The organism is Geodermatophilus sp. SYSU D00697 (assembly GCF_054050175.1).
This window is the reverse complement of sequence record NZ_JBJGYV010000005.1, coordinates 58,698-79,751: the sequence shown is the minus strand read 5'-3', so window position 1 is coordinate 79,751 and position 21,054 is coordinate 58,698. Positions and strand designations below refer to the sequence as shown.

Annotated in this window: 17 protein-coding genes; 5 read left to right on the top strand and 12 right to left on the bottom strand. The window is 74.9% G+C overall.

Going from position 1 to position 21,054, the window contains the following annotated elements:
- Window positions 1–76 precede the first annotated feature (76 nt).
- A complete protein-coding gene (locus ACI79C_RS06630) occupies window positions 77–1,141 on the top strand; it encodes a ParA family protein (RefSeq protein ID WP_456944836.1) in 1,065 nt (354 codons plus the stop codon).
- A 2-nt stretch (window positions 1,142–1,143) separates the two neighbouring features.
- Entirely contained in the window at window positions 1,144–2,184 is a 1,041-nt protein-coding gene (locus ACI79C_RS06625; RefSeq protein ID WP_456944835.1) for a ParB/RepB/Spo0J family partition protein, read from the top strand.
- Between the two features lie 75 nt (window positions 2,185–2,259).
- On the opposite strand, the gene ACI79C_RS06620 is transcribed toward ACI79C_RS06625, so the two are convergent.
- Window positions 2,260–2,808, bottom strand: coding sequence for a hypothetical protein (locus ACI79C_RS06620; RefSeq protein ID WP_456944834.1), 549 nt, complete (start codon window positions 2,806–2,808; stop codon window positions 2,260–2,262).
- Between the two features lie 402 nt (window positions 2,809–3,210).
- Between ACI79C_RS06620 and ACI79C_RS06615 the strand changes: the two genes are divergently transcribed.
- Entirely contained in the window at window positions 3,211–4,206 is a 996-nt protein-coding gene (locus ACI79C_RS06615) for an ATP cone domain-containing protein (RefSeq protein ID WP_456944833.1), read from the top strand.
- Here the strand turns inward: ACI79C_RS06615 and ACI79C_RS06610 are convergent.
- The 9 genes from ACI79C_RS06610 to ACI79C_RS06570 form a co-directional block, all read right to left on the bottom strand.
- Window positions 4,203–5,198 carry a D-alanine--D-alanine ligase family protein gene (locus ACI79C_RS06610; protein ID WP_456944832.1) on the bottom strand — a complete coding sequence of 332 codons (996 nt, stop codon included), beginning with the start codon at window positions 5,196–5,198 and terminating at the stop codon, window positions 4,203–4,205. The genes ACI79C_RS06615 and ACI79C_RS06610 overlap by 4 nt on opposite strands.
- On the bottom strand, window positions 5,195–6,592 hold the full coding sequence (locus tag ACI79C_RS06605; RefSeq protein WP_456944831.1) for an aminotransferase-like domain-containing protein: 1,398 nt from the start codon (window positions 6,590–6,592) through the stop codon (window positions 5,195–5,197). Before ACI79C_RS06605 ends, ACI79C_RS06610 begins: the two co-directional genes overlap by 4 nt.
- Window positions 6,593–6,671: 79 nt before the next feature.
- Window positions 6,672–7,826, bottom strand: coding sequence for an N-acetylmuramoyl-L-alanine amidase (locus ACI79C_RS06600; RefSeq protein WP_456944830.1), 1,155 nt, complete (start codon window positions 7,824–7,826; stop codon window positions 6,672–6,674).
- A gap of 157 nt (window positions 7,827–7,983) precedes the next feature.
- Window positions 7,984–8,310, bottom strand: a complete 327-nt coding sequence (gene trxA / locus ACI79C_RS06595; RefSeq protein ID WP_091220964.1) for a thioredoxin — start codon at window positions 8,308–8,310, stop codon at window positions 7,984–7,986.
- Window positions 8,311–8,423: 113 nt separating this feature from the next.
- Window positions 8,424–9,398, bottom strand: coding sequence for a thioredoxin-disulfide reductase (trxB, locus tag ACI79C_RS06590; protein WP_456944829.1), 975 nt, complete (start codon window positions 9,396–9,398; stop codon window positions 8,424–8,426).
- A 109-nt stretch (window positions 9,399–9,507) separates the two neighbouring features.
- Window positions 9,508–11,133: a hypothetical protein gene (locus ACI79C_RS06585; RefSeq protein WP_456944828.1), complete on the bottom strand. Its 1,626-nt coding sequence runs from the start codon at window positions 11,131–11,133 to the stop codon at window positions 9,508–9,510.
- A 71-nt stretch (window positions 11,134–11,204) separates the two neighbouring features.
- On the bottom strand, window positions 11,205–13,412 hold the full coding sequence (gene murJ, locus ACI79C_RS06580; protein WP_456944827.1) for a murein biosynthesis integral membrane protein MurJ: 2,208 nt from the start codon (window positions 13,410–13,412) through the stop codon (window positions 11,205–11,207).
- The gene (locus ACI79C_RS06575; RefSeq protein ID WP_456944826.1) at window positions 13,409–15,775 is read right to left on the bottom strand and encodes a DUF6049 family protein; all 2,367 of its coding nucleotides are present in this window, start codon (window positions 15,773–15,775) and stop codon (window positions 13,409–13,411) included. Before ACI79C_RS06575 ends, murJ begins: the two co-directional genes overlap by 4 nt.
- A 64-nt stretch (window positions 15,776–15,839) precedes the next feature.
- Window positions 15,840–16,316 carry an NUDIX hydrolase gene (locus ACI79C_RS06570; RefSeq protein WP_456906508.1) on the bottom strand — a complete coding sequence of 159 codons (477 nt, stop codon included), beginning with the start codon at window positions 16,314–16,316 and terminating at the stop codon, window positions 15,840–15,842.
- A gap of 214 nt (window positions 16,317–16,530) precedes the next feature.
- Here ACI79C_RS06570 and ACI79C_RS06565 point away from each other — a divergent pair, with 214 nt between their 5' ends.
- Window positions 16,531–17,970, top strand: coding sequence for a CCA tRNA nucleotidyltransferase (locus tag ACI79C_RS06565; protein WP_456944825.1), 1,440 nt, complete (start codon window positions 16,531–16,533; stop codon window positions 17,968–17,970).
- Window positions 17,971–18,018: 48 nt separating this feature from the next.
- Here ACI79C_RS06565 and ACI79C_RS06560 read toward each other — a convergent pair whose 3' ends face one another.
- On the bottom strand, window positions 18,019–19,275 hold the full coding sequence (locus tag ACI79C_RS06560) for an MFS transporter (protein ID WP_456944824.1): 1,257 nt from the start codon (window positions 19,273–19,275) through the stop codon (window positions 18,019–18,021).
- 191 nt (window positions 19,276–19,466) lie between these two features.
- Between ACI79C_RS06560 and ACI79C_RS06555 the strand changes: the two genes are divergently transcribed.
- On the top strand, window positions 19,467–20,054 hold the full coding sequence (locus ACI79C_RS06555; protein WP_456944823.1) for a YqgE/AlgH family protein: 588 nt from the start codon (window positions 19,467–19,469) through the stop codon (window positions 20,052–20,054).
- Window positions 20,055–20,189: 135 nt separating this feature from the next.
- Here the strand turns inward: ACI79C_RS06555 and ACI79C_RS06550 are convergent, their stop codons facing one another.
- Window positions 20,190–20,951 carry a hypothetical protein gene (locus ACI79C_RS06550; RefSeq protein ID WP_456944822.1) on the bottom strand — a complete coding sequence of 254 codons (762 nt, stop codon included), beginning with the start codon at window positions 20,949–20,951 and terminating at the stop codon, window positions 20,190–20,192.
- Between the last annotated feature and the right edge of the window lie 103 nt (window positions 20,952–21,054).

Here is a 21,054-nt window from a genome sequence, read left to right as displayed (position 1 = left end):
GCACCTGTTCCACGTGGAACCCGTACAACTCCCCGCTTCCGTTCCACGTGAAACGGATGGGCAGGAAGGACCCGAGATGACCGACCCGGGCCAGCGGCTGCGGGGCGCCCTCGCCGCCGACCAGGCGGGCAGCTCCGGAGCGGACTTCGACAGCCCGATCGCGATGGAGGCGCTGCGCGCCACCCGCGTGCTGCACGCGGCCAACCAGGAGCCCTTCCCGGCCCCCGGCCGGATCCGGGTCATCACCATCGCCAACCAGAAGGGCGGCGTCGGCAAGACCACCTCGTCGGTGAACCTGGGCGTGGCGCTGGCGCTCTACGGGCTGCGGACGCTGGTCATCGACCTCGACCCGCAGGGCAACACCAGCACCGCCCTCGGTGTCGAGCACACCGTCGGGACGCCGTCGGTGTACGACGCCCTGGTCGGGGACAGCTCGCTGTCGGAGGTCGTGCACCCCACGACGGCCAGCCCGCTGCTGCACTGCGTCCCCGCGACGATCGACCTCGCCGGCGCGGAGATCGAACTGGTCTCCGTCGTGGCCCGCGAGTACCGGCTGCGCCGGGCCATCGAGGCCTACCTCGAGGTGCTCCCGGTGGAGCAGCGCCCGCACTACGTGCTCATCGACTGCCCGCCGTCGCTGGGGCTGCTCACGCTGAACGCGCTGGTGGCAGGCGACGAGGTGCTCATCCCGATCCAGTGCGAGTACTACGCCCTCGAGGGGCTGGGTCAACTGCTCAACAACATCGACCTCGTCCGCCAGCACCTCAACCCCGGCATCGCCGTCCGGACCATCCTGCTGACGATGTACGACGCCCGGACCAAGCTCGCCGACCAGGTCGCCGAGGAGGTCCGCAACCACTTCGGGGACCTGGTGCTCGACGCGGTCATCCCCCGCAACGTGCGGGTGTCGGAGGCACCGGGCTACGGGCAGTCGGTGCTCACCTACGACCCGGGGTCCCGCGGCTCGACCAGCTACGTCGAGGCCGCCCGCGAGCTCGCCGAGCGGGGCGTGTCCCTGCCGCCGCTGACCTCGCGCACCGGGCCGGGGACGCCCGCCCCTCCCCCCGCCGCGACGTCCCTGGCCTTCGCCGACACCGACGCGGCCACCGTGCCCGTCCCCCCGTCCCGTCCTGAGGAGTGAGCATGTCCAAGCGTGGTGGCCTCGGCCGGGGGCTCGCGGCGCTGATCCCCACCAGCGCCCCGGTCGAGCAGCCGACGCTCCCGGAGACCGACGGCGGACAGCGGCCGGAGGGCGCCGCTCCCGCCGCGCCGGCGGAGACCCCCGCCGCTCCCCCGGTGCACCTGCTGCCCCCGGCGGCGGAGGCGGCCGCGACGGTGGCCCGCCAGGTGGAGGAGGCCGTCGGTGTCCCGGGCGCGCAGCTGCGGGAGGTCGCCGTCGCCGACGTCGTCCCCAACCCCAAGCAGCCCCGCCAGGTCTTCGACGACGAGGCGCTGGAGGAGCTCACCTACTCCGTGCGGGAGTTCGGTCTCCTGCAGCCGATCGTCGTGCGCGAGCGCAGCGAGGGCGGCTACGAGCTCATCATGGGCGAGCGCCGGCTGCGCGCCGCGCGCGCGGCCGAGCTGGAGACCGTGCCGGCGATCATCCGGGACACCACCGACGACGCCTTGCTGCGCGACGCCCTGCTGGAGAACATCCACCGGGTCCAGCTGAACCCGCTGGAGGAGGCCGCGGCCTACCAGCAGCTGCTGGAGGAGTTCGGCGCCACCCACGAGGAGCTGGCACAGCGGATCGGCCGCAGCCGCTCGCAGGTCACCAACACCATCCGGTTGCTCAAGCTGCCGGTGAAGGTGCAGACCCGGGTGGCGGCCGGCGTCATCTCCGCCGGGCACGCCCGCGCGCTGCTCGGGCTGGCCGACGCACAGGCGCAGGAGGCCCTGGCGACCCGGGTCGTCGCCGAGGGGATGTCGGTGCGGGCCACGGAGGAGGCCGTCGCCCTGGCCGCCGCCGAGGAGCCGGCCGCCAAGCGCCGGACCCGGCGGATCAGCGCCCCCGGCGTGGAGGACCTCGCCGGGCGGCTGTCGGATGCCTTCGAGACCAAGGTCAAGATCCAGATCGGCCGCGCCAAGGGCCGCATCGTCGTCGAGTTCGGGTCGGTCGACGACCTGCAGCGGATCATCAGCCAGATGGCCCCGGACATAAGCGGGCGCCGGACCGAAGATTGAGCCGCCACCAACCGCGAAGGCCAGGTTCCGTCACTGACGGAACCTGGCCTTCGGTGTCTAGCGCCTGGCCGGGGGTCAGGCCACGTAAGCGTCCATCGGGATCGCCGCACTGCGCTGGCCGTACGCGCCGCCCCCGAAGACCACCACGCCCCAGTAGTACAGGCGGGCACGGTCGTAGCAGGCGCCGTTGCCGCCGATGGCCTGGCACGACGCGTTCATGTCGTTGAGGAACCAGCGGTCACAGGTCCCCTTGTCAGCCCAGTGGTGCCGGTAGCAGCCGTCGTGGTGGACGCAGGCGTGGTGGAAGTCGTAGGTCCCGACCACGTACGTCGACACGGTCAATGGCGGGGTGCCCGCGGTGACCCGGGCCCCGTGCACGCCGGAATCCGGGACGACGGAGCACCCGTCGGAGTTCCACCAGTGCTGAGTGTCGTCGTCGTTCGCCGGCGTCGCGTTGCCCGTCTCCTGGGCGGTGGCGACCGCCGGGACGGCGATACCGATGCCGAGATGGCCCAGCAGCAGGAGGAGTACGAGCAGGGCTCCGCGAGCGCGTCGACGGGGCGCCTCGCCGCGCCGCTCCGTGCGGAGGTCGGAGTGCTGCTCGGGGATCGGTGCGTGTGTCACGATGGGACTGCCTTTCACGCGAGGTCTGCAAACCGTGGAGAAGGCGCACTGGGGAGTCGCCGGGTCGCATCCGGCGGCTCCCTCTGCGCGTGTGGCCACCCTCCTGTGGCCGTTGCGGTGTGTCACGGGTCTCACACTGTCCACCATCGTGGTAGTTCCTGCAACAGCTGGTTCAGCCGTATCGACGCAGATGGAGCGTGCATCCTCTTGCAAGCGGTTATATAGAGAGACATCCTTGCCTACATCGAGGAGCCCCCCTAGATCTAGGAGCCTGCCGCCGTGCAATGCGAGATGTGTCCTCCGGAACTCGGCTCACAGCTCCAGGTCCGGGACACCCGGAAGTACTCCCATCCCCCGCGGGTGGTGCGGCGCCGAGTGTGCGATCACAACGGGCGCCACGTCGTGGAGACCGTCGAGCTGGCACAGGAGAGTCAGCTCGATCGCCTGCTGGTCGTCGGCGCGCAGACCCCCACGGTGCGCCCTCGCCCGTTCGACCCCGTCCGGGTTCGGCAGGACCTCCAGGCGGCCGTCCTCAAGCACCTGAGTGGCGACGAGTGTCAGGTTGTTGTGGAGCGGGTGGTGGACCGGCTCCGGCGTCGGTACCACGAACTGGTCGAGCCGCTCGCCGAGGAGGATCCCGCCCGCGCCGAGGGCTTCGTCGGCACGATCGAGGACGCAGCGATCACCCATGAGATCGAGGTGGACCTCCGCCAGAACCACCGGTCCACGGCGTTCATCCTCTACGCCCTGTCAGTGCACGGGCGCGTCGACGTCGGGTCCCACGGGGAGCGCCGGCCCGGCTTCGCGGACGCGCGGAGCTTCCTGAGCTGGGCCTTCGAGCGCTATCCCAGCCTCTGGACCGACGTCGGCGCGGAGAGCCCGATGGTGCCGGTCGAGGAGTGGTGGCCGGCTGGTGATCCGTCGACCGTGCCCCAGGAGGTGGTCAAGCGGGACGGGCGGACGGAGGCGTTCGACCGCGCCCGGTTCGAGCAGAGCATCGACCAGGCCCTCTTCGGTCGACGGCAGCACCGCAAGCAGACGCTGCGCGGAGTGTCTCTGTGGGTGCTCTGGGGGTTGGTCGGCCAGCAGCGCGTGCAGACGGCGCAGCTGGGGGCGGGCGTGGCGGCGTGCCTGCGTCGGGTGGACGACATCGCCTACCTGCGCTGGGCCAGTGTGGCCAAGGGCTTCACGCATGAGAGCGACTTCGTGAACGAGGCACTCGGCCTCGTCCGGCACCCCTCTGTCCGCTTGGTCTTCCAGGCGCGGTCCAGCTCACCCGCCCGTCCCTGGGAGGTGCAGAGCCTGCAGCTGAGCAACCAGCAGCTGCGCGAGGCGCTCCGTGAGATCACCGCCGCCGTCGCTCCTCTCCCGGACCGAGCGCCCGGGAGAGGAGCCTAGCGGGGGGTCGTGGCCCGACGGCTCAGCAGCCGGGCGAGGACGTCGCCCAGCGAGTGACCGGCCGCCTCGACGGCCATCGGGAACATCGACGTCTCGGTGAGCCCCGGCGAGACGTTCACCTCGAGGAAGTGCACCTCGCCGTCGGGGGTGACGATGGCGTCGGTGCGGGACAGGTCGGCCAGGCCGAGCACGCGGTGCACCTGGACGGCCAGAGCCGCGGCCGTCGCCGCCACCTCGTCGGGGACCCGGGCCGGGGCGTGGTACTCGGTGAGACCCGGGGTGTAGCGGGAGGTGTAGTCGAAGACACCGGACTCCGGGGAGATCTCCACGGCCGGCAGCGCCTCGGGCCCCCGGCCCAGGTCGATCACGGAGAGGGCCAACTCCACGCCCTCGACGAACCGCTCCACCAGCACGGTGTCCCCGTAGGCGAAGCAGCTCACCATGGCGGCGGGGAGGTCCTCGACGCGGGTGACCTTCTGCGCCCCCAGGGCCGACCCGCCCGAGGCGGGCTTGACCATCAGCGGCAGGCCCAGGCGGGCGACGATGAGGTCCAGGACCGCGCCGGCACCGAGCTCCCGGAAGGTGCTGTGCGGCAGCGCCACCCAGTCCGGCGTCGTCAGGCCCGCGGACCGGACGACGGACTTGGCGGCGGGCTTGTCCCACGCCAGCCGGCACGCCGCGGCCGGGGAGCCGACGTAGGGCACGCCGGCCAGGTCGAGGACCGCGCGCAGCGCGCCGTCCTCCCCGGTGGCCCCGTGCAGCGCGATGAAGACGGCGTCGGCCGGTGCGGCGGCCAGGCCGGGCAGCAGCTCGGCGTCGGCGTCGCGCAGCTCGGCGTCCACCCCGGCGCGGGTCAGCTCCTCCCAGACCTGCGTGCCCGAGGACAGGCTGACCTCGCGCTCGAAGGCCAGCCCGCCCGCCAGGACGACCGCGCGCAGCGGGTGGCGGGACTCCATGGGCTCCGCGGCGGGGGCGGCAGCCGGCTCGCTCATGCGCGTCCGTCCTCGTAGGTGTCGCTGTTGGCGGGGCCGACCACGTTCTCGGCCGTGTGGTTGGGGCGGGCGACGGCGCGGAACGAGCCGGTGTCCACCGCGCCGAAGGTGGAGTGCAGGTCCAGCTCGGCCTCGATGACCCGGGCCAGCCGGCGCACGCCCTCCCGGATCTGGTCCGGCTCGGGGTAGCAGTACGACAGCCGCATGTACTCCTTGCCCGCGCCGTCGGCGTAGAAGCCGATGCCGGGCACGTAGGCGACGTGCGCGTTGACCGCGCGCGGCTGCATGAGCTTGGCGTCCAGGCCGTGCGGCAGCTTCAGCCACACGTAGAAGCCGCCGTCGGGCCGGGTCCAGGTGGTGCCGGCGGGCATCAGCTGCTCGAGGGACTCCAGCGTGGCGTCCCGCCGCTCCCGGTAGAGCTCGACGAAGTGCTTGATCTGCTCGCGCCAGGGCTGGGTGTCCAGGTACCGGGCGACGGCGTACTGGGTGAGCGAGGGTGGGCAGAGCACCTGCGCCTCGGTGGCCAGCACCAGCTTCTCCCGGACGGCCAGCGGCGCGAGCACCCAGCCGACCCGCAGGCCCGGGGAGAAGGTCTTGGAGAACGAGCCGAGGTAGACCACGCGGCGGCTGTCGCGGGCGCGCAGGGCGCGCATCGGGTCGCGGTCGAAGCCGAGCAGCCCGTAGGGGTTGTCCTCGACGACGAGCAGGTCGTAGCGCTCGGCGATCTCCATGACCGCCTCGCGGCGGGGCTCGGAGAGGGTCACGCCGGCCGGGTTGTGGTAGTTCGGCACGGTGTAGAGGAACTTCACGCGGTCGCCGTTGGCCCGGCACTCGATGAGCGCCTGCTCCAGCGCCTCGGGGATCAGCCCGTCGTCGTCCATCGGGACGTGCCGGACCCGCGCCTCGGCGGCCTGGAAGACCCCCAGCGCGCCGACGTAGGACGGCCCCTCGGCGAGGACGACGTCACCGGGGTCGCAGAACACCCGGGTGACCAGGTCCAGCCCCTGCTGGGACCCCACCGTGACCACGACCTCGCTGGGCGAGGCGTCGGTGATGCCCTCCAGCGCCATGACGTCGCAGATCCGCTCGCGCAGCCGCGGGTCGCCCTGGCCGGAGCCGTACTGCAGCGTCTGCGCGCCCATGCCCGAGACCAGCTCGCCGATCATCGAGCCGACCGCGTCCAGCGGCAGGGCGGTGACCGCCGGCATGCCGCCGGCGAGCGACACGACCTCGGGCCGGCTGACGACGGAGAACAGCGCACGGATCTCGGAGGTCTTCATCCCGTGCGTGCGTGCTGCGTACCGGTCCGCCAGCGGGTCCAGCCGCGGGTGGCGCGGCGCCGGGTGGGGGTTCACACCGGGGCCCGGGGGCGTGCCGGGCGGGAGGGAGGCCACCTGTCGAGTGTAGGGAGCCGCTCCGCCCGGCCCGCCGGGGACACGGCGACTGTGACGGAAGGGTCCGCTGAGGAGCCCCTCAGACCCGGGCGGGCAGGACGAACGTGCCGGTGGGCGGGTCGGCCTCGGCAGGCAGGAACAGCCGCTGGACGGCGGCCACCACGGCGCTGGCGACCGTGCTGCGCAGCCGGGCGTCGAGCAGCAGCAGCCGGTCGACCGGGTGGGAGAGGTAGCCGCAGTCGATCCGTACCGCGGGCATCTTGGTCATCCGCAGCAGGTCCCAGGTCTTGGGGTGCGACCCCAGGTCCAGCATGCCGGTGCGCGCGACGATCTCCCGGCGGGCCAGGTTGGCGAACTGCTCGCCGACGGTGGACGACGCCCCCGAGCCGGTGCCGTAGTGGTAGCTGGCCACCCCGCGGGCGTGCTCGGAGGAGTACGCGTCCAGGTGCAGGGACAGGAACAAGTCGGCCCGGGCGTCGTTGGCGAACCGGGTCCGCTCGGCCGCGGTGGGGTTCTGCTCGCGGCCACGGGTCAGGTACACCGTGGCGCCGGCGGCGGCCAGCTGGCCCTCGATCCGCGAGGCGAGGTCGAGCACCAGGTCGGCCTCGGTCGTCTCGCCCGAGGTGACGCCGGGGTCGGACCCGCCGTGGCCGGGGTCGATGACGATCCGCCGGCCGATCAGGTGGGGGCCGCTCTCCACGAAGCTCGCGCTCTGCCGCAGCAGCTGCGGCCGGCCGCCGGTGACCTTGCGGCCCAGCTGGCGCAGCGCCCGCAGCGTGGCCGGTCCGCAGGTGCCGTCGGCGGTGAGGCCGTAGTCCCGCTGGAAGGCACGCAGCCCCGCCTCGGTCTCGGCGCCGAAGACGCCGTCCACCGGGCCGGCGTCGTAGCCGAGCTCGTGCAGCCGGTCCTGCAGGTTGGTGACGTCGTCCCCGCGGATCGGCCGCTCCGGGTCGTGGTGCAGCAGCCGGTCGCCCAGGGACCAGCGGGCCTCGGACAGCGCGCGGTAGGTCTCCTCCCCCACGCGGCCGTCCACGGTGAGCCCGCGGACCTGCTGGAAGTGCCGGACGGCGAGCTCGGTGGAGGGGTCGTACACCGCCTGCTCCAGCGGTTCCTCCTCGGCGGCACCGTTCGCGGCGGGCAGCAGCCCCAGCGTGCGCAGGGCGGCGTGCACGTCGGCCACGGCGGGGCCGCGGTCCCCCGGCCCCAGTGGGTGCATGCGGCTGTCGGTTCCCATCGTGCGTCGATTGTCGTCCCCGTGCGCCGTCCCGGCCCAGCGGGGGCGCAGCGCGGCTCCGCGGACGACCCCGGGACGCCCCAGGGCCTCCCCGGCACGCGGCCGGGGAGGCCCTGGATCAGATCGTGCGGCCCCGCCCCGGAGGACGGGGTGTCCCTCAGATGTAGTCGGCGAGGTCGGAGAGGATCGCGCCCTTCGGCTTGGCCCCGATGATGCTCTTCACCGGCTTGCCGCCCTGGAAGACCGTCATCGTCGGGATCGACATGACCTGGTAGTCACGCGCGATCTGCGGGTTCTCGTCGATGTTGAGCTTCGCGATCGTCAGCTTGTCGCCGTGCTCGGCGGCGATCTCCTCGAGGACCGGAGCGACCATCTTGCACGGGCCGCACCACTCCGCCCAGAAGTCGACGAGCACGGGCTTGTCGCTGCCCAGCACGTCGTCGGCGAAGGTGGCGTCGGTGACCGTCACGGTGTTGCCTGCCATGGTCGTTCTCCTCGTGGTTCGAGTGGCTCGAGTGCTGCCGGGTGCAACCGGCGCGGTCGTGCATCTATGCCCGGGTCAGGGCGCCCCGGTGCGCGGGGGAGGGATGTGCTTCGTCAGCGCTCGTGGAACCTCTCGGCCAGGTAGCGCTCGGCGTCGATGGCCGCCGAGGCGCCGGTGCCGGCCGAGGTGATGGCCTGGCGGTAGATGTGGTCCACCACGTCACCGCAGGCGAAGACGCCGTCGATGTTGGTCTTGGTGGTCGGGTGCTCGACCTGGATGTAGCCCTCGTCGTCCAGCTTCAGCTGACCGGCGAACAGCTCGCTGCGCGGGTCGTGGCCGATGGCGACGAACACGCCGGTGACGGGCACCTCCTCGGAGGCACCGGTCTCGACGTCGGTGAGCCGGACGCCGGAGACGGTGTCCTCGCCGAGCACGTCGCTGACCGTCTTGCCCAGCTGCCAGCGGATCTTCTCGTTGTCCTGCGCGCGCTGCTGCATGATCTTCGAGGCGCGCAGCTCCTGCCGGCGGTGCACGACGGTCACGGTCTTGGCGAAGCGGGTGAGGAAGGTGGCCTCCTCCATCGCGGAGTCACCGCCACCGACGACGATGATGTCCTGGTCGCGGAAGAAGAAGCCGTCGCAGGTCGCGCAGGCGGAGACACCGCGGCCGAGCAGCCGGGCCTCGTTGTCCAGGCCCAGGTACCGGTACTTGGAGCCGGTCGCGACGATGACCGCGTGGGCGCGGTGCACCTCGTCGCCGACCTTGACGATCTTGGGCTCGGCGGTGAGGTCGACCTCGGTGACGTCGCGGGCGACCAGCTCGGCACCGAAGCGCTCGGCCTGGGTGCGCATGTCGTCCATGAGCTGCGGGCCCTGGATGCCCTCGGCGAAGCCGGGGAAGTTCTCCACCTCGGTGGTGGTCATCAGCGCGCCGCCGAACTGGGAGCCCTCGAACACCAGCGGGTGGAGGTTCGCGCGGGCGGCGTAGATGGCGGCGGTGTACCCCGCCGGCCCCGACCCGATGATGATCAGGTCGCGGACGCCGTCGTGCTCTGCCGGCGGGATCGCGGAGTTCCCCTCGGTGGTCACGGCGGGTCCAGGGGTCGGGTGGTCTGTGGTCACGGGCGGCACAACGAGGATGGTAGGGGCCGCATTCCCCCGTCAGCGGGCCCGCGCTCCCCCGGACGGAGGGTGTCGCTCACCCTGCGGCGCGCAGCTCCACCTCGGCGACGTCGGCCGAGAAACCGTCCCCCGAGGACACCAGCCCGGTGATCCACACCAGCACGTACCGCGAGGTCACCGGGGCGTCGAAGGCGAGGTCGGTGCTCTCCTCCAGCTCGCCGGAGGCCTGCACCGGGAAGTCGTCGAGCGCACCGTCGGGCGAGCCGCCGGTGCGGACCTCGACGGCGGCACCGGGCGTGTTGGTGGTGAGCGTGACCCCCGCCAGGGCCTGCTCCGAGCCGAGGTCGTAGACGACGCCGACGCCGTCCTTGAGGTTGCCGAAGGCGGCCGAGCCCCGGTACTCCAGGGTCGACCAGGCGGTGGCCGGGTCGCCGTCGTAGGAGAGCGGGACGTCGGCGGAGTTCTCCGGCTCGCCGTCCCCGAACGGGTCGAACACCGTCGCGGTCGTGATGGTGGCGGCCGTGGTGTCCTCGGCCGGGGTGTCCTCCGCGGCCGGGGCGGTGCCGGCCGAGGAGGGCGCCGACGGGCTGTCGGTCCCGCCCACGGAGCCCGCGACCGACAGCACGCTGGAGCCGAACCACCAGGCGAGCGCGACCACGACGGCGAGGGTGACCACCACCAGGCCGCCGACCAGCAGCCGACGGCGCCCGGGCCGCGGCTCGTCGTCGGCCAGGGCCTCGTCCGTGGGCTCGTCGTAGTCGTCGTCGTCCACCCCGAACCCGCCCGACAGCGGGAGCAGGTCCTCGTCGGCGTCGTCGGCGGGAGGACCGGGCACCGGCGGGCGGCCCGAGGCGTCCAGGCGGCGGGCGCCGGAGCGCGAGGCGTCCATCGTCGGCGCCGGGTCGACCGCGACGTCGTCCTCGTCCCGGCGCTCGCGCAGGCGGCGCAGCCAGCCGCTGTCGGTCTCGTCGGGACCGCGCAGCGGCTCCGACGGGTGCGTGCCGCGCGGCCGCTCGGCCAGCAGCGAGGCCATCGCCGCGACGCTGGACAGGCCGGCGCCGGGCTCGGTGGACCGGGCGCGGCGGACCAGCGCGGCGAGGTCGGGGGCCATCGCGGGTGTCCGGCCGGGGACGACGGTGTCGCCGGAGCGGCGTCCGGTGAGGCAGTACTCCAGCAGCTCGCCGAGCGCGGTGATGTCGCCCTGCATCGTGCCGCTGGCGGCGGGGACCGCCCGCAGGCCGACCAGGCCGTTGGGCCGCAGGACGACGGTGTCCGGGGTGATCCCGCCGACGGCGAGCCCGACACGGTGGGCCTCGGCGACCCCCTCGGCCAGCCGCCGCAGCACGGTGCGGACCTCGCGGTCGGGCATCGGGCCCTCGGCGAGGCGCTCGCCGAGGGTCTGTCCCTCGATCCACTCGTTGACGACGTAGGCGGCGCTGTCGTTGCCCGACCCGCTGCCCTCCGCGGCGTCGTAGACCATCGCCAGCGCGGGGGTCGCCAGGCCGCCCGCGGTGAGCGCGCGGGTGATCCACTCGCGGGCCGCCTGGCCGCCGGGGGCGTGCACCCGGATGGCGACGTCCCGGTTGAGGATGCGGTCCTTGGCGCGCCAGCAGCGGATGACGCCGGTGGCGGTGCTCTCGGGGGCGCCGACCTCGTCGAGGGGGCGGTAGCGGTCGGGGAGGCCGGTGGCCGTGGACGTCATCGACGCGGCCGACCCCCTGTTCGCTCCGGGCCGGGAGCGCGGCTGCCCCGGCGGTGGCGCCGCCGCGCTGCTCACCCGCGCCCCAGCCGGGCCCTGACGGCGGCCAGGGGCTCACGGGTCTCCGGGACTCGAGCGAGCACGATCCCTACCAGAGCCGCGACGCCGATCACCACGGTACCGATCAGCAGGGTGCCGAGCGAGCCCCCGACCGACGTCCCCAGAGCGTCGTCGGTCACGCGGACGACGACCCACCCGACCAGCGCCGCCACCGCCGACGCGGCGGCGACCCGCAGGACCGTCCCCAGCGTGCCGGCAGCGCCCAGCCCGCCCAGCCGCCGGCTCAGCGCGACGTGCCCGAGCACCCAGCCGGCCACGTAGGTGACGCTGGTGACCAGCATCAGCCCGGCCACCACGTGCTCCGGGTCGACGACGACCGGGACCAGCAGCAGGAGCGGCACCCGGACGGCGACCATCCCGAGCTGGAGCAGCGTCGGCGTCCGCGCGTCCTTCATCGCGTAGAACACCCGCAGCTGCAGCAGGGTCACCGCCATCGGCAGCAGCCCGAACGCGCCGACGGCGAGGGCCACGCCGATGGCCCGCGCGTCCTCGACGCTGGTGTTGCCGCGGGCGAAGGCGACGGTGGCCAGGGCCGGGCCGAGCACGGTCAGCGCCGCGGCCACCGGCAGCAGGCCGAGCGCCGAGAGGCGGGTGCCCAGGGAGAGGTCCTGCACCACGCCCGGGACGTCGGAGCGGGCGGCCGCCCGGCTCATCCGGGGCAGGAGCGCGGTGAGCAGGGCGACACCGATGATCCCGTAGGGCATCTGGAACAGCAGGCTGGCGATCGCGAAGGCGCTCGAGCCCAGGCCGTCCTCGCGGCCGGCCTCGTTGGCGACCCGGGTGGCGACGACGACTCCGATCTGGCTGATCGCCACGTAACCGATCACCCACAGCCCCAGACCGCCCACCTCGCGCAGGCCGGTCTGCCGCAGGTTCCACCGGGGACGCAGCGGGACGCCGGCCCGGCGCAGCAGCGGCAGCAGGACGAGTGCCTGCAGCGCGATGCCGAGCGTCGTGCCGACGCCGAGCAGCCAGACCTGGCCGTCGGTGATGGTGACCGGGGTGAGCTCGCCCGGCCCGCTCCCGGCGACGAACAGCAGGCCGGTGGCGATCACGACCACGTTGTTGAGCACCGGCGCCCAGGCCGGCGGCCCGAACACCCCGCGGGCGTTGAGGATGGCCTGGGCGAGCGCCCCCAGCCCGTAGAAGACGATCTCCAGCAGCAGGATCCGCGCCAGCCAGTTGGCCAGCCGCACCTGCTCGGGGTCGCCGTGGATCCCGTAGAGCGAGGTCAGCAGCGGAGCGGCCGCGATGGCCACCGCCGTCACCCCGAGCAGGCCGACCAGCGCGACGGTGGACAGCCGCTGCGCGTAGCGGACGCCGCCGTCGGCGTCGCGCTCCTGGGCGTGCACGAGCAGCGGCACGACCACCGAGGTCAGGACCCCGCCGAGCAGCAGCTCGTAGACGATGTTGGGCAGCGTGTTGGCGGTGTTGTAGGCGTCGTTGACCAGGCCCACGCCCAGCGCCGCGGCCAGGACCATGGTGCGCAGCAGGCCGGTCACCCGGGAGACCAGCGTCGCGACCGCCATCGTGCCCGCGGCGCGCAGGATGCCGCGGCTGGCACCCGGCGCGCCCTCGCGGGCCTCGACCTCCTCGTCGGTCTCGTCGACCCGGCGGGGCACCGCCGGCAGCACCGGGATGAGCTGGGTGTCGTCGGGACCGGGGACGAAGCGGGCTCGGGGCCGCGGCGGCGGGACCGGCGGCAGCGGCCGCGACCGCCCCGGGGGTGGCACGGTCGGCCGCGACGCGGCGGGCCGGGCCTGCTCCGGTGCGCGCGCCCCGTCGGCCGGCACCGCCCGGGGCACCTGCGGGTAGGGCGGCGGGGGCAGCGGCAGTGCGGGCGTGGCCGGGCCGGGCGCGGGCGCGGGCGGCGGGCCGGCGGCCGGTGGTGCGGCGGCCGACGAGGCGGGAGCCGGTGGTGCGGCGGCCGGAGTCCCGGCGGCCGGCGGGGTCCCCGGGCCGCGGGTGGTCCCCTGATCGCGCGGGGCCTCTCGGTCGCGGGTGGCCGCCCTCCCGTCTCGGGTCGTCTCCCGGTCGGCGGGAACGCGGTCGGCGGGGACGCGGTCGGCGGGGACGCGGTCGGCGGGGACGCGGTCGGGCGGGGGGACCGGCGGCAGGGGGATCCGGCGCTGCTGCTCGCCGACGGGGCGGTCGGCGCTCACACCGGGCTCCGCGTCGGCGGGAGCGGCACGGGGGCAGCGGCGTCCTGCGGCGTCTCGCGGCGGCGGCGCAGCACGAACAGCACCAGGCGGCGCAGGAACAGCAGCCCCAGCAGGGCGGCCGCGCCGATGGTGATCAGCAGTGAGATCGACCCGTAGGCGGTGCTCTTGACCTGCAGCTCCACCGGCTCACCGAGCGGCCCGCCGTCCGGCGTGGTGAGCGTGGCGACGACGCCGAAGCGGCCGGACTGGCGCACCTCGGCGGGCACCTGCAGCGTCGTCCGCTGCGCGGGGGCGAGCACCTGCGTGCCGACGTCACCCACGATCAGGGCGCTGCCGCGGGTCTGCACCTGCAGCTGCACCCGCACGGCGAAGGGCAGGTCGTTGCGCACGGTGAGCACCAGCGGGGCGTCGCTGGAGGCCAGGCTGTAGGTGCCGTCGGCCGGGGAGAGCAGGGTGACCTGCCCGCGCAGCCCGGACAGGGTGGAGCGCAGGTCTGTGGCGGCCGCGCCGAAGGCCTCGGGGTCGTCCCGCCACGCCGCGGAGGTGGTCCGCGACACGGCGGCGTCGTAGGGGGCCATCGCCGCGCCGACGTCCGCGACGACGGCGCCGGCCAGGTCGTCGCGGATGTCCATCGCGGCGGCGACCTCGGCCAGACCCGCGGCGGCCAGGCCGCCCGGCTCGGCCGGCGGGACCAGCTCACCGGTCGCCGCGACCGGCCCGTCGTCCAGCTGGGACACCGTCGCCGGGCGCAGCCACGGCAGCTGCGCCGCGGTGGCGATGATCGAGCTCATGCCCGCCGGGTCGACGTCGACCTCGCGCGGCGGCGCGACCAGCACGGTCTGGCCGGCGCCCGGGTCCCCGCCGGTGCGCAGCCCCAGCAGGGCCAGCTCGGCGAGGTAGCGCTGCTCGGCGACGCGGGTGCCCCCGGGTGAGCTCGCGGCCGCGCCGACCAGCCCGCTGAGCCCGCTGTCGGCGACCAGCGCGTCGACCGCGCCGTCCTCGGCCGGCACCGTCGTCCGGGCCGCCGCGCCGGCGCCGTCCAGGCCGAGCGCCGCGGACCCCTGCGACAGTCCGCTGGGCGAGAGCACCACCTCGCCGACGCCCCCGGCGCGGAGGGTGGCGAGGGTGTCGGCACGCAGGGAGCCTCCGACCGCCCAGGCCAGGTCGGTGCGGGGCTCGACCCCCAGCGCCTCGCGGAGCACCTCCGCGCCGGCGCCGGTGGTGGCGTCCTCGTCCTCCTCCGCCGCGGGGCCGGTGGCCTCGGTGGTCTCCGCCGCGGGCGTGGGGGCGTCGGGGTCGTCCCGGGCGGTGCCGTCCGGCGTCCCGGGGAGGCTGCGGGTGACGACGTCGCCCAGCCCGGCCGCGGTGAGCGCGTCGGCGTCGACGTCGCCGTAGGGCAGCGCCACCACCGGGTGGTCGGCGGCGACCGCCCGCAGCCGGTCGAGGAACGCCGCGGCGTCCTCCGTGCCCTCCCCGGCGTCGTCCTGACCGGCCACGTCGTAGGGGCCGTCGGCCATCAGCTCGAGCTCCTCGACCAGGGCGGGGTCCACGGCGAGGGTCACCCGCACCACCGGTGCCGGTGCGCTCCCCTCCGCGGCCGCGGACTCGGGCAGGCGCTCGACGGCCGCCAGCGCCCGGTCCAGCCGGCCTCCGGAGGCCACCTCCTCGGCCAGGCCGTCGTCGGTGAACCGGCCGGCGGCGTCGCGGTGGGTGCGCTCCACCAGGGGCCACAGCCACGCGACGCCGACCGGGGCCGCCGGCTGCGCCGGGGGCTGCACGAGGAACGTCGACACCTCACCCACGCGCCGGCGCTCCCCGTCGGCGGTCGCGCCGTTGAGGTTGAGCAGCACCGGGTAGACGCCGTCCCGGTCGATCCGCAGCTCGCCGGTGTTCGTGGTGAGGGCGAACGACAGCGACTCCCCGGGCTCGAGCTCCCCCGGCACCTCCTGGAAGGGCGTGGCGACGGCGACCGCCGGGTCGCTCCCGGTGTCGGCGGCCTGCAGCCCGGCGCGGGTGGCGAGCAGTTCCCCGCGCTGCAGCCGGACGTCGAGGTCGGTCAGCGTCTCGGTGCCGGTGTTGGTGAGCGTCCCGGCGATGGTGACCGTCGCGCCGGCCACCAGGGTGCGCGGCTCGAGGCGGGTGACGTCGACCTGCACCGGGCGGGCGGGGTCGCTGACGTCGTCCTCGGCCGCCGGCTCCGGCTCGCTCGGGGCGGCTGCGGCGGTCGGGGCGGCGAGCCCGAGCAGCGGTGCGGTGAGCAGCGTGGCGAGGGTGGCGCACACCGTCGTCCGGCGGGCGCGGCCTCTCGCGCGACCGCGGGCGCCGGACCGGCCGCCGGCGCTCCCGGCAGCCGTCCGGGTCACGACAGCTCCCCGCCGGCGCCCGTCGATCCGGGAGCGTGGCCCGTGCGGGTGGCCTCCCAGCCGGTCACGCGCTGTCGGCGAGGAGCGCGGGTGCCCGTTCCACCAGGGCCCGCTCGTCGGCGTAGGCGAGCCGCTCGCTCAGCTCGTCGAGAGGCACCCAGGCGACCTCCGTCACCTCGATGTCGGCGTCGGACAGGGCGCCACCGATGGCGCGGAGCAGGAAGTGGTGGACGGTCTTGTGCACGCGGCGGCCGTCGGCGACGAACCAGAAGTCGATGATCCCCAGCGGGGCGACGACCTCACCGATGATGCCGGTCTCCTCGGCGACCTCCCGGACGGCGGTGTCCTCCGGGGTCTCGCCCTCCTCGATGTGCCCCTTGGGCAGGGACCAGAGCAGCCGGCCGCGGCGGTCGGTGCGCCCGATGAGGGCGGCACGCGGCCCCGTGATGGGGTCGTCGGCCACCACCAGGCCCCCGGCGGAGGTCTCGTCCACCCGCCGCAACCGGCGGCCGGGGCGCCCTCGCCCGCCCGTCCCAGCCATGTCAGGAGGGTAGCGCGCGCCGGGCGACGACTCAGGGAGCATCGCAGCGGGGAGCGAGCGACCGCCGCGGCGCCGCAGGGTCCGCAGCGGGGTCCTCCCCCGGTGCGTGGAGCCCGACCGGTGCCGGTCGGGCGCGCCACTACGCTGGATCGTCGTGTCCGGTCAGCCCGCGAGTCCTGGTGACGATGCCGTTCCCCCCGCCGTGCAGGAGACGGTGCGTGCGCTCGTCGACGTCTCGCCCGTCCTGACCCGGCTCGGGCAGCGGTTCACCGACGCCGGGTTCGAGATCCACCTCGTCGGTGGCTCGGTGCGCGACGCGCTGCTGGCGGCCGGGTCGGGCGCTGCGCGGGTGCCCGGCGACCTGGACCTCACCACCGATGCCCGGCCGGTCGAGGTGCTGCGGCTCCTCCGCGGGTTCGCCAGTTCCACGTGGAACACCGGCATCGCCTTCGGCACCGTCGGGGCCGAGGTGGACGGCGTCCGGCTGGAGATCACGACCTTCCGCGCCGACCGCTACGACCGGGAGTCGCGCAACCCCGAGGTGGCCTGGGGGGACTCGCTCGTCGACGACCTGTCCCGGCGCGACTTCACCGTCAACGCGATGGCGGTCTCGCTCGGTCCCGACCGCACCGTCACCGACCCCCACGGGGGGCTCGGCGACCTGCTGGCGAAGCGGTTGCGGACCCCCGGGGCGGCCGCCGACTCCTTCGCCGACGACCCGCTGCGGATGCTGCGCGCGGTGCGCTTCGTCGCCCAGCTGGAGCTGACGCCGTCCGAGGACGTGGTCGAGGCGATGACCGCGATGTCCGGCGAGCTGGCCCGGATCACGCCGGAGCGGGTGCAGGTGGAGCTGTCCAAGACCCTGCTGCAGGACCGTCCCCGCCCGGCGCTGGAGCTGTTCGTGTCGACCGGGCTGGCCGACGTCGTCCTGCCCGAGCTGCCCGCGCTGCGGATGGAGATCGACGAGCACCACCAGCACAAGGACGTCTACACCCACTCGCTCACCGTGCTCGACCAGGCGATCGCGCTGGAGAAGGCCGATCCGGACGCCGAGTCGCCCGACCTCGTGCTGCGGCTGGCGGCGTTGCTCCACGACGTCGGCAAGCCGGCCACCCGGCGGCACGAGCCGCGCGGGCGGGTCTCCTTCCACCACCACGAGGTGGTCGGCGCGAAGCTGGTGCGCAAGCGGCTGACCGCGCTGCGCTACCCGAAGGACGTCGTGGAGGCGGTCGCCCGGCTGACCTTCCTGCACCTGCGGTTCCACGGCTACGGCCGCGGCGAGTGGACCGACTCCGCCGTCCGCCGGTACGTCACCGACGCAGGCGACCTGCTGCCGCGGTTGCACAAGCTGGTGCGCTCCGACAGCACGACCCGCAACAAGCGCCGGGCGGCGGCGCTGTCGGCCACGTACGACTCGCTGGAGCGGCGGATCGCCGAGCTCTCGGCGGCGGAGGACCTCGCCCGCGTGCGCCCCGACCTCGACGGGAACGCGATCATGGCGATCCTGGGCATCCCGCCGGGCCGGGAGGTCGGCGAGGCGTGGACGTTCCTCAAGGACCTGCGGCTGGAGCGCGGCCCCCTGGATCCGGAGGAGGCCGAGGCCGAGCTCCGCGCCTGGTGGGCCGCCCGGGGTGGAGGGGACAGCGGAGTGTGAGGGTGCAGGAGTCCTCGCTCGTGGCACTCCGCGACCCGCTGCGCTCCGCTAGCGCGACGAGGCGCGAGCGTGGGCCACGGCGGTGAGCACGTAGGCGGCGCCCACGCCCAGCACCAGCGGGACGGAGACCCCCGACGCGGGCAGCAGGAACGCCGCGACCAGCAGCGCCACCACGTAGCTGACGTTGACCAGCATGTCGTAGACGGAGAACACCCGGCCGCGGACGTCGTCGGCCACCGTCTCCTGCAGCGTGCTGTCCACGCAGATCTTCACCGCCTGGCCGCCGAAGCCGAGCGCGAAGCCGGCCAGCGCCACCGTCGGCGCCAGGAACGGCAGGCCGAGGGCCACCATCACCGGCCCGAGGACGGCGAGCACCAGGGTGACCCAGCGCGCCCGGCCCAGGCGCCGCACGGCCGGCGGGGTCACCACGGCCGCCAGCAGGGTGCCGACCGCCCCGGCCGCGACCACCACGCCGAGGCCCGCCAGCCCGCCCGGAACCGGTCCCCACGGGGCGAGCGTGTTGCGGAACAGCAGCAGCGTCATCAGCGTGACCAGCCCGAAGCAGAGCCGGTGCACGGTGATGACCGCCAGCGCGGTGGCGGCCGGCCGGATCGACCAGGCGTACCGCGCGCCGGCGAGCATCCCGGCGCCGACCGCGCGCAGGGACGACCGGGACCCCGCGTCCGGGCCGAGCGAGCCCCGCCCGAGGCCCGCCACCGCCAGCGCCGAGAGCAGGTACGGGAGGGCCGCGCCCGCCGTCATGACCGCGTAGGCGCCGTCCCCGGCGGTCCCCAGCGGCAGCAGGGCGACCGCGACCGCCCCGCCGACGACCGTGGCCACCGAGCCGGCCGTCGTCGACACCGCGTTGGCCGGCACCAGGGACGGCGGGTCGGTGGTGTGCGGCAGCGCCGCGGACAGCGCGGCGAGGACGAACCGGTTGGCCGAGAACACCGCCAGCCCGGTCAGGAGGTACGGCGCCCCGGCGACCCCGCCCCACACCAGAGCCGCGAGGAGGGCGACCAGGCCGGCCCGCAGGAGGCCGCACCCCAGCAGCACCTGCCGGCGGCTCCACCGGTCCAGCAGGACGCCGGCGAACGGGCCGACGAGGGAGTAGGGCAGCAGCAGGACGGCGAACCCCGCGGCGACGTCGAGCGGGTCGGCCGCGCGCTGCGGGTTGAACAGCACCGTGCCGGCGAGGGCGGCCTGGAGCACGCCGTCCCCCGCCTGCGAGGCGAGCCGCGTGGCGAGGAGCCGGCGGAAGTCGGGCCGCACCAGGAGGGAGCGGACGGTGGCCGCCTGCCGCACGCCGTCACCCTACGGTGGCCGTCCCCTGCCTCTGGGTGGACGACGGGCCGAAGGTCCCCACCGGGGCGCCCTCGCCCGCCGCGGGCCCGCCGGGTGGGGCACACTGGAACCCGATGACTCCCCCGCCGCCGAACGAACCCGAGCCCGGGCCGCCTGGCCGCCCGGCCACGGGACGTCGGCGTCCGGAAGCGGTGCCCGCCCTGTCGATCGGCAGCCTCGACGACGTCCGTCCCGGCTCGCTGCTCGTCGCGATGCCGCTGCTGACCGACCCGACGTTCGCGGGCACGGTCGTCTTCGTCCTCGACCACAGCGACACCGGCACGCTGGGCGTCGTCCTGGGCAGGCCGAGCCAGGTCGAGATCCGCGACGTGCTGCCCGGCTGGTGCGACCTCGCCGTCGACCCGGGCGTGTTCCACGTGGGCGGTCCGTGCGAGACCGACACCGCGCTGTGCCTGGCGGTGTGCCCGGGCACCGAGCCGGACGCCGACAGCGGCCTGCGCCGGGTCGCCGGCGACGTCCACCTCGTCGACCTCGACGTCGACCCCGACGTGCTCGACCCCCGGGTCCGCGGGCTGCGGGTGTTCGCCGGCTACGCGGGCTGGTCACCGGGCCAACTGGCGGGTGAGATCGCCGAGGGCGCGTGGGCCTGCGTGGCCGGCCGTCCCGACGACGTCCTCAGCCCACTGGCCGGCCCGGAGCTGTGGCGCCGCGTCATGGGGCGCCAGACCGGGCGCCTGGCGGTGCTGTCCACCGCGCCGGCCGACCCGTCGGTCAACTGAAGGTCACGATCCGCCCCACACGGGCAGCGCGGTCGACCCGGATCTGGTAGGAAGAGGACTGGGAGGGGCGGTCTGGGGAAGAGGCCGCCCCTCCCGCACGTCCAGGCCCGGCCCGTCCTCCTCGGGGTTCCTCCCTCACAGCCCGACGGCCGCCGCGACCTCCGGGTGCTCCTCCCCGTCGACGGTCTGGGACTCCTCCGGCGGGGTGATGGTCCGCTCGCCGTGGTCGGACAGGGTCACCGTCACCTCGTGGTCCTGGTCGGGCAGCCGGGTGGCGAACTCCACCAGCAGGTCGCTGGAGCTGTCCACCGCCACCGACCAGCCCGAGTCCGAGGCGTAGACCGCGGTCAGCTCGCCGTCCACCGAGCGCTCGCCCTGCCAGGAGTAGGCCGCGCTGCGGAAGGCACCGGCGTCGTCGGGCTCCTCGGCGGCGAGGTTGAGCACCAGCCGGACCAGGACGTCGGTGAGTGGCGGCTCCTCGCCGGTCGCCAGCGGCCGGGTCACGTAGGAGGCCTCCGGCAGCCCCGCCTCCGCCAGGGACTCCGCCAGCCCGGGGACGTCGCCGAACCACAGCGTCCCGGACGTGAAGAACAGCGTCCGGGCCGCGTCGGGCCGGTCGCCGCCGGAGGTGGTCACCGCCTGCGCGCGGCCCACCTGCCCGGGGAAGTCGACCTCGCCGGTGAGGGTGAGGACGGTGTCCTCGCCGTAGGGGGCGGTCACCACGAAGTCCGCGCCGCCCTGCTCGGCGTTGCGCGCCAGCAGCGCGGCCAGGACGCCGGCCTCCTCGGGGGTCACCGGGTCACCGGTCCGCCGCTCGCCGTCGTCGGTGGAGCAGCCGGTCAGCAGCGCGAGCACCAGCCCCAGGACCGGGACGAGGGGACGGCGGCGCGGCGGCATGCGGCCCAGGGTAGGCAGCGGTGCAGGTCGCGACCGGGTTCCACGCGGGATGCGACAGGGCCCGCCTCCGCATGCGGGAGCGGGCCCTGCCGGCCCCGTCCAG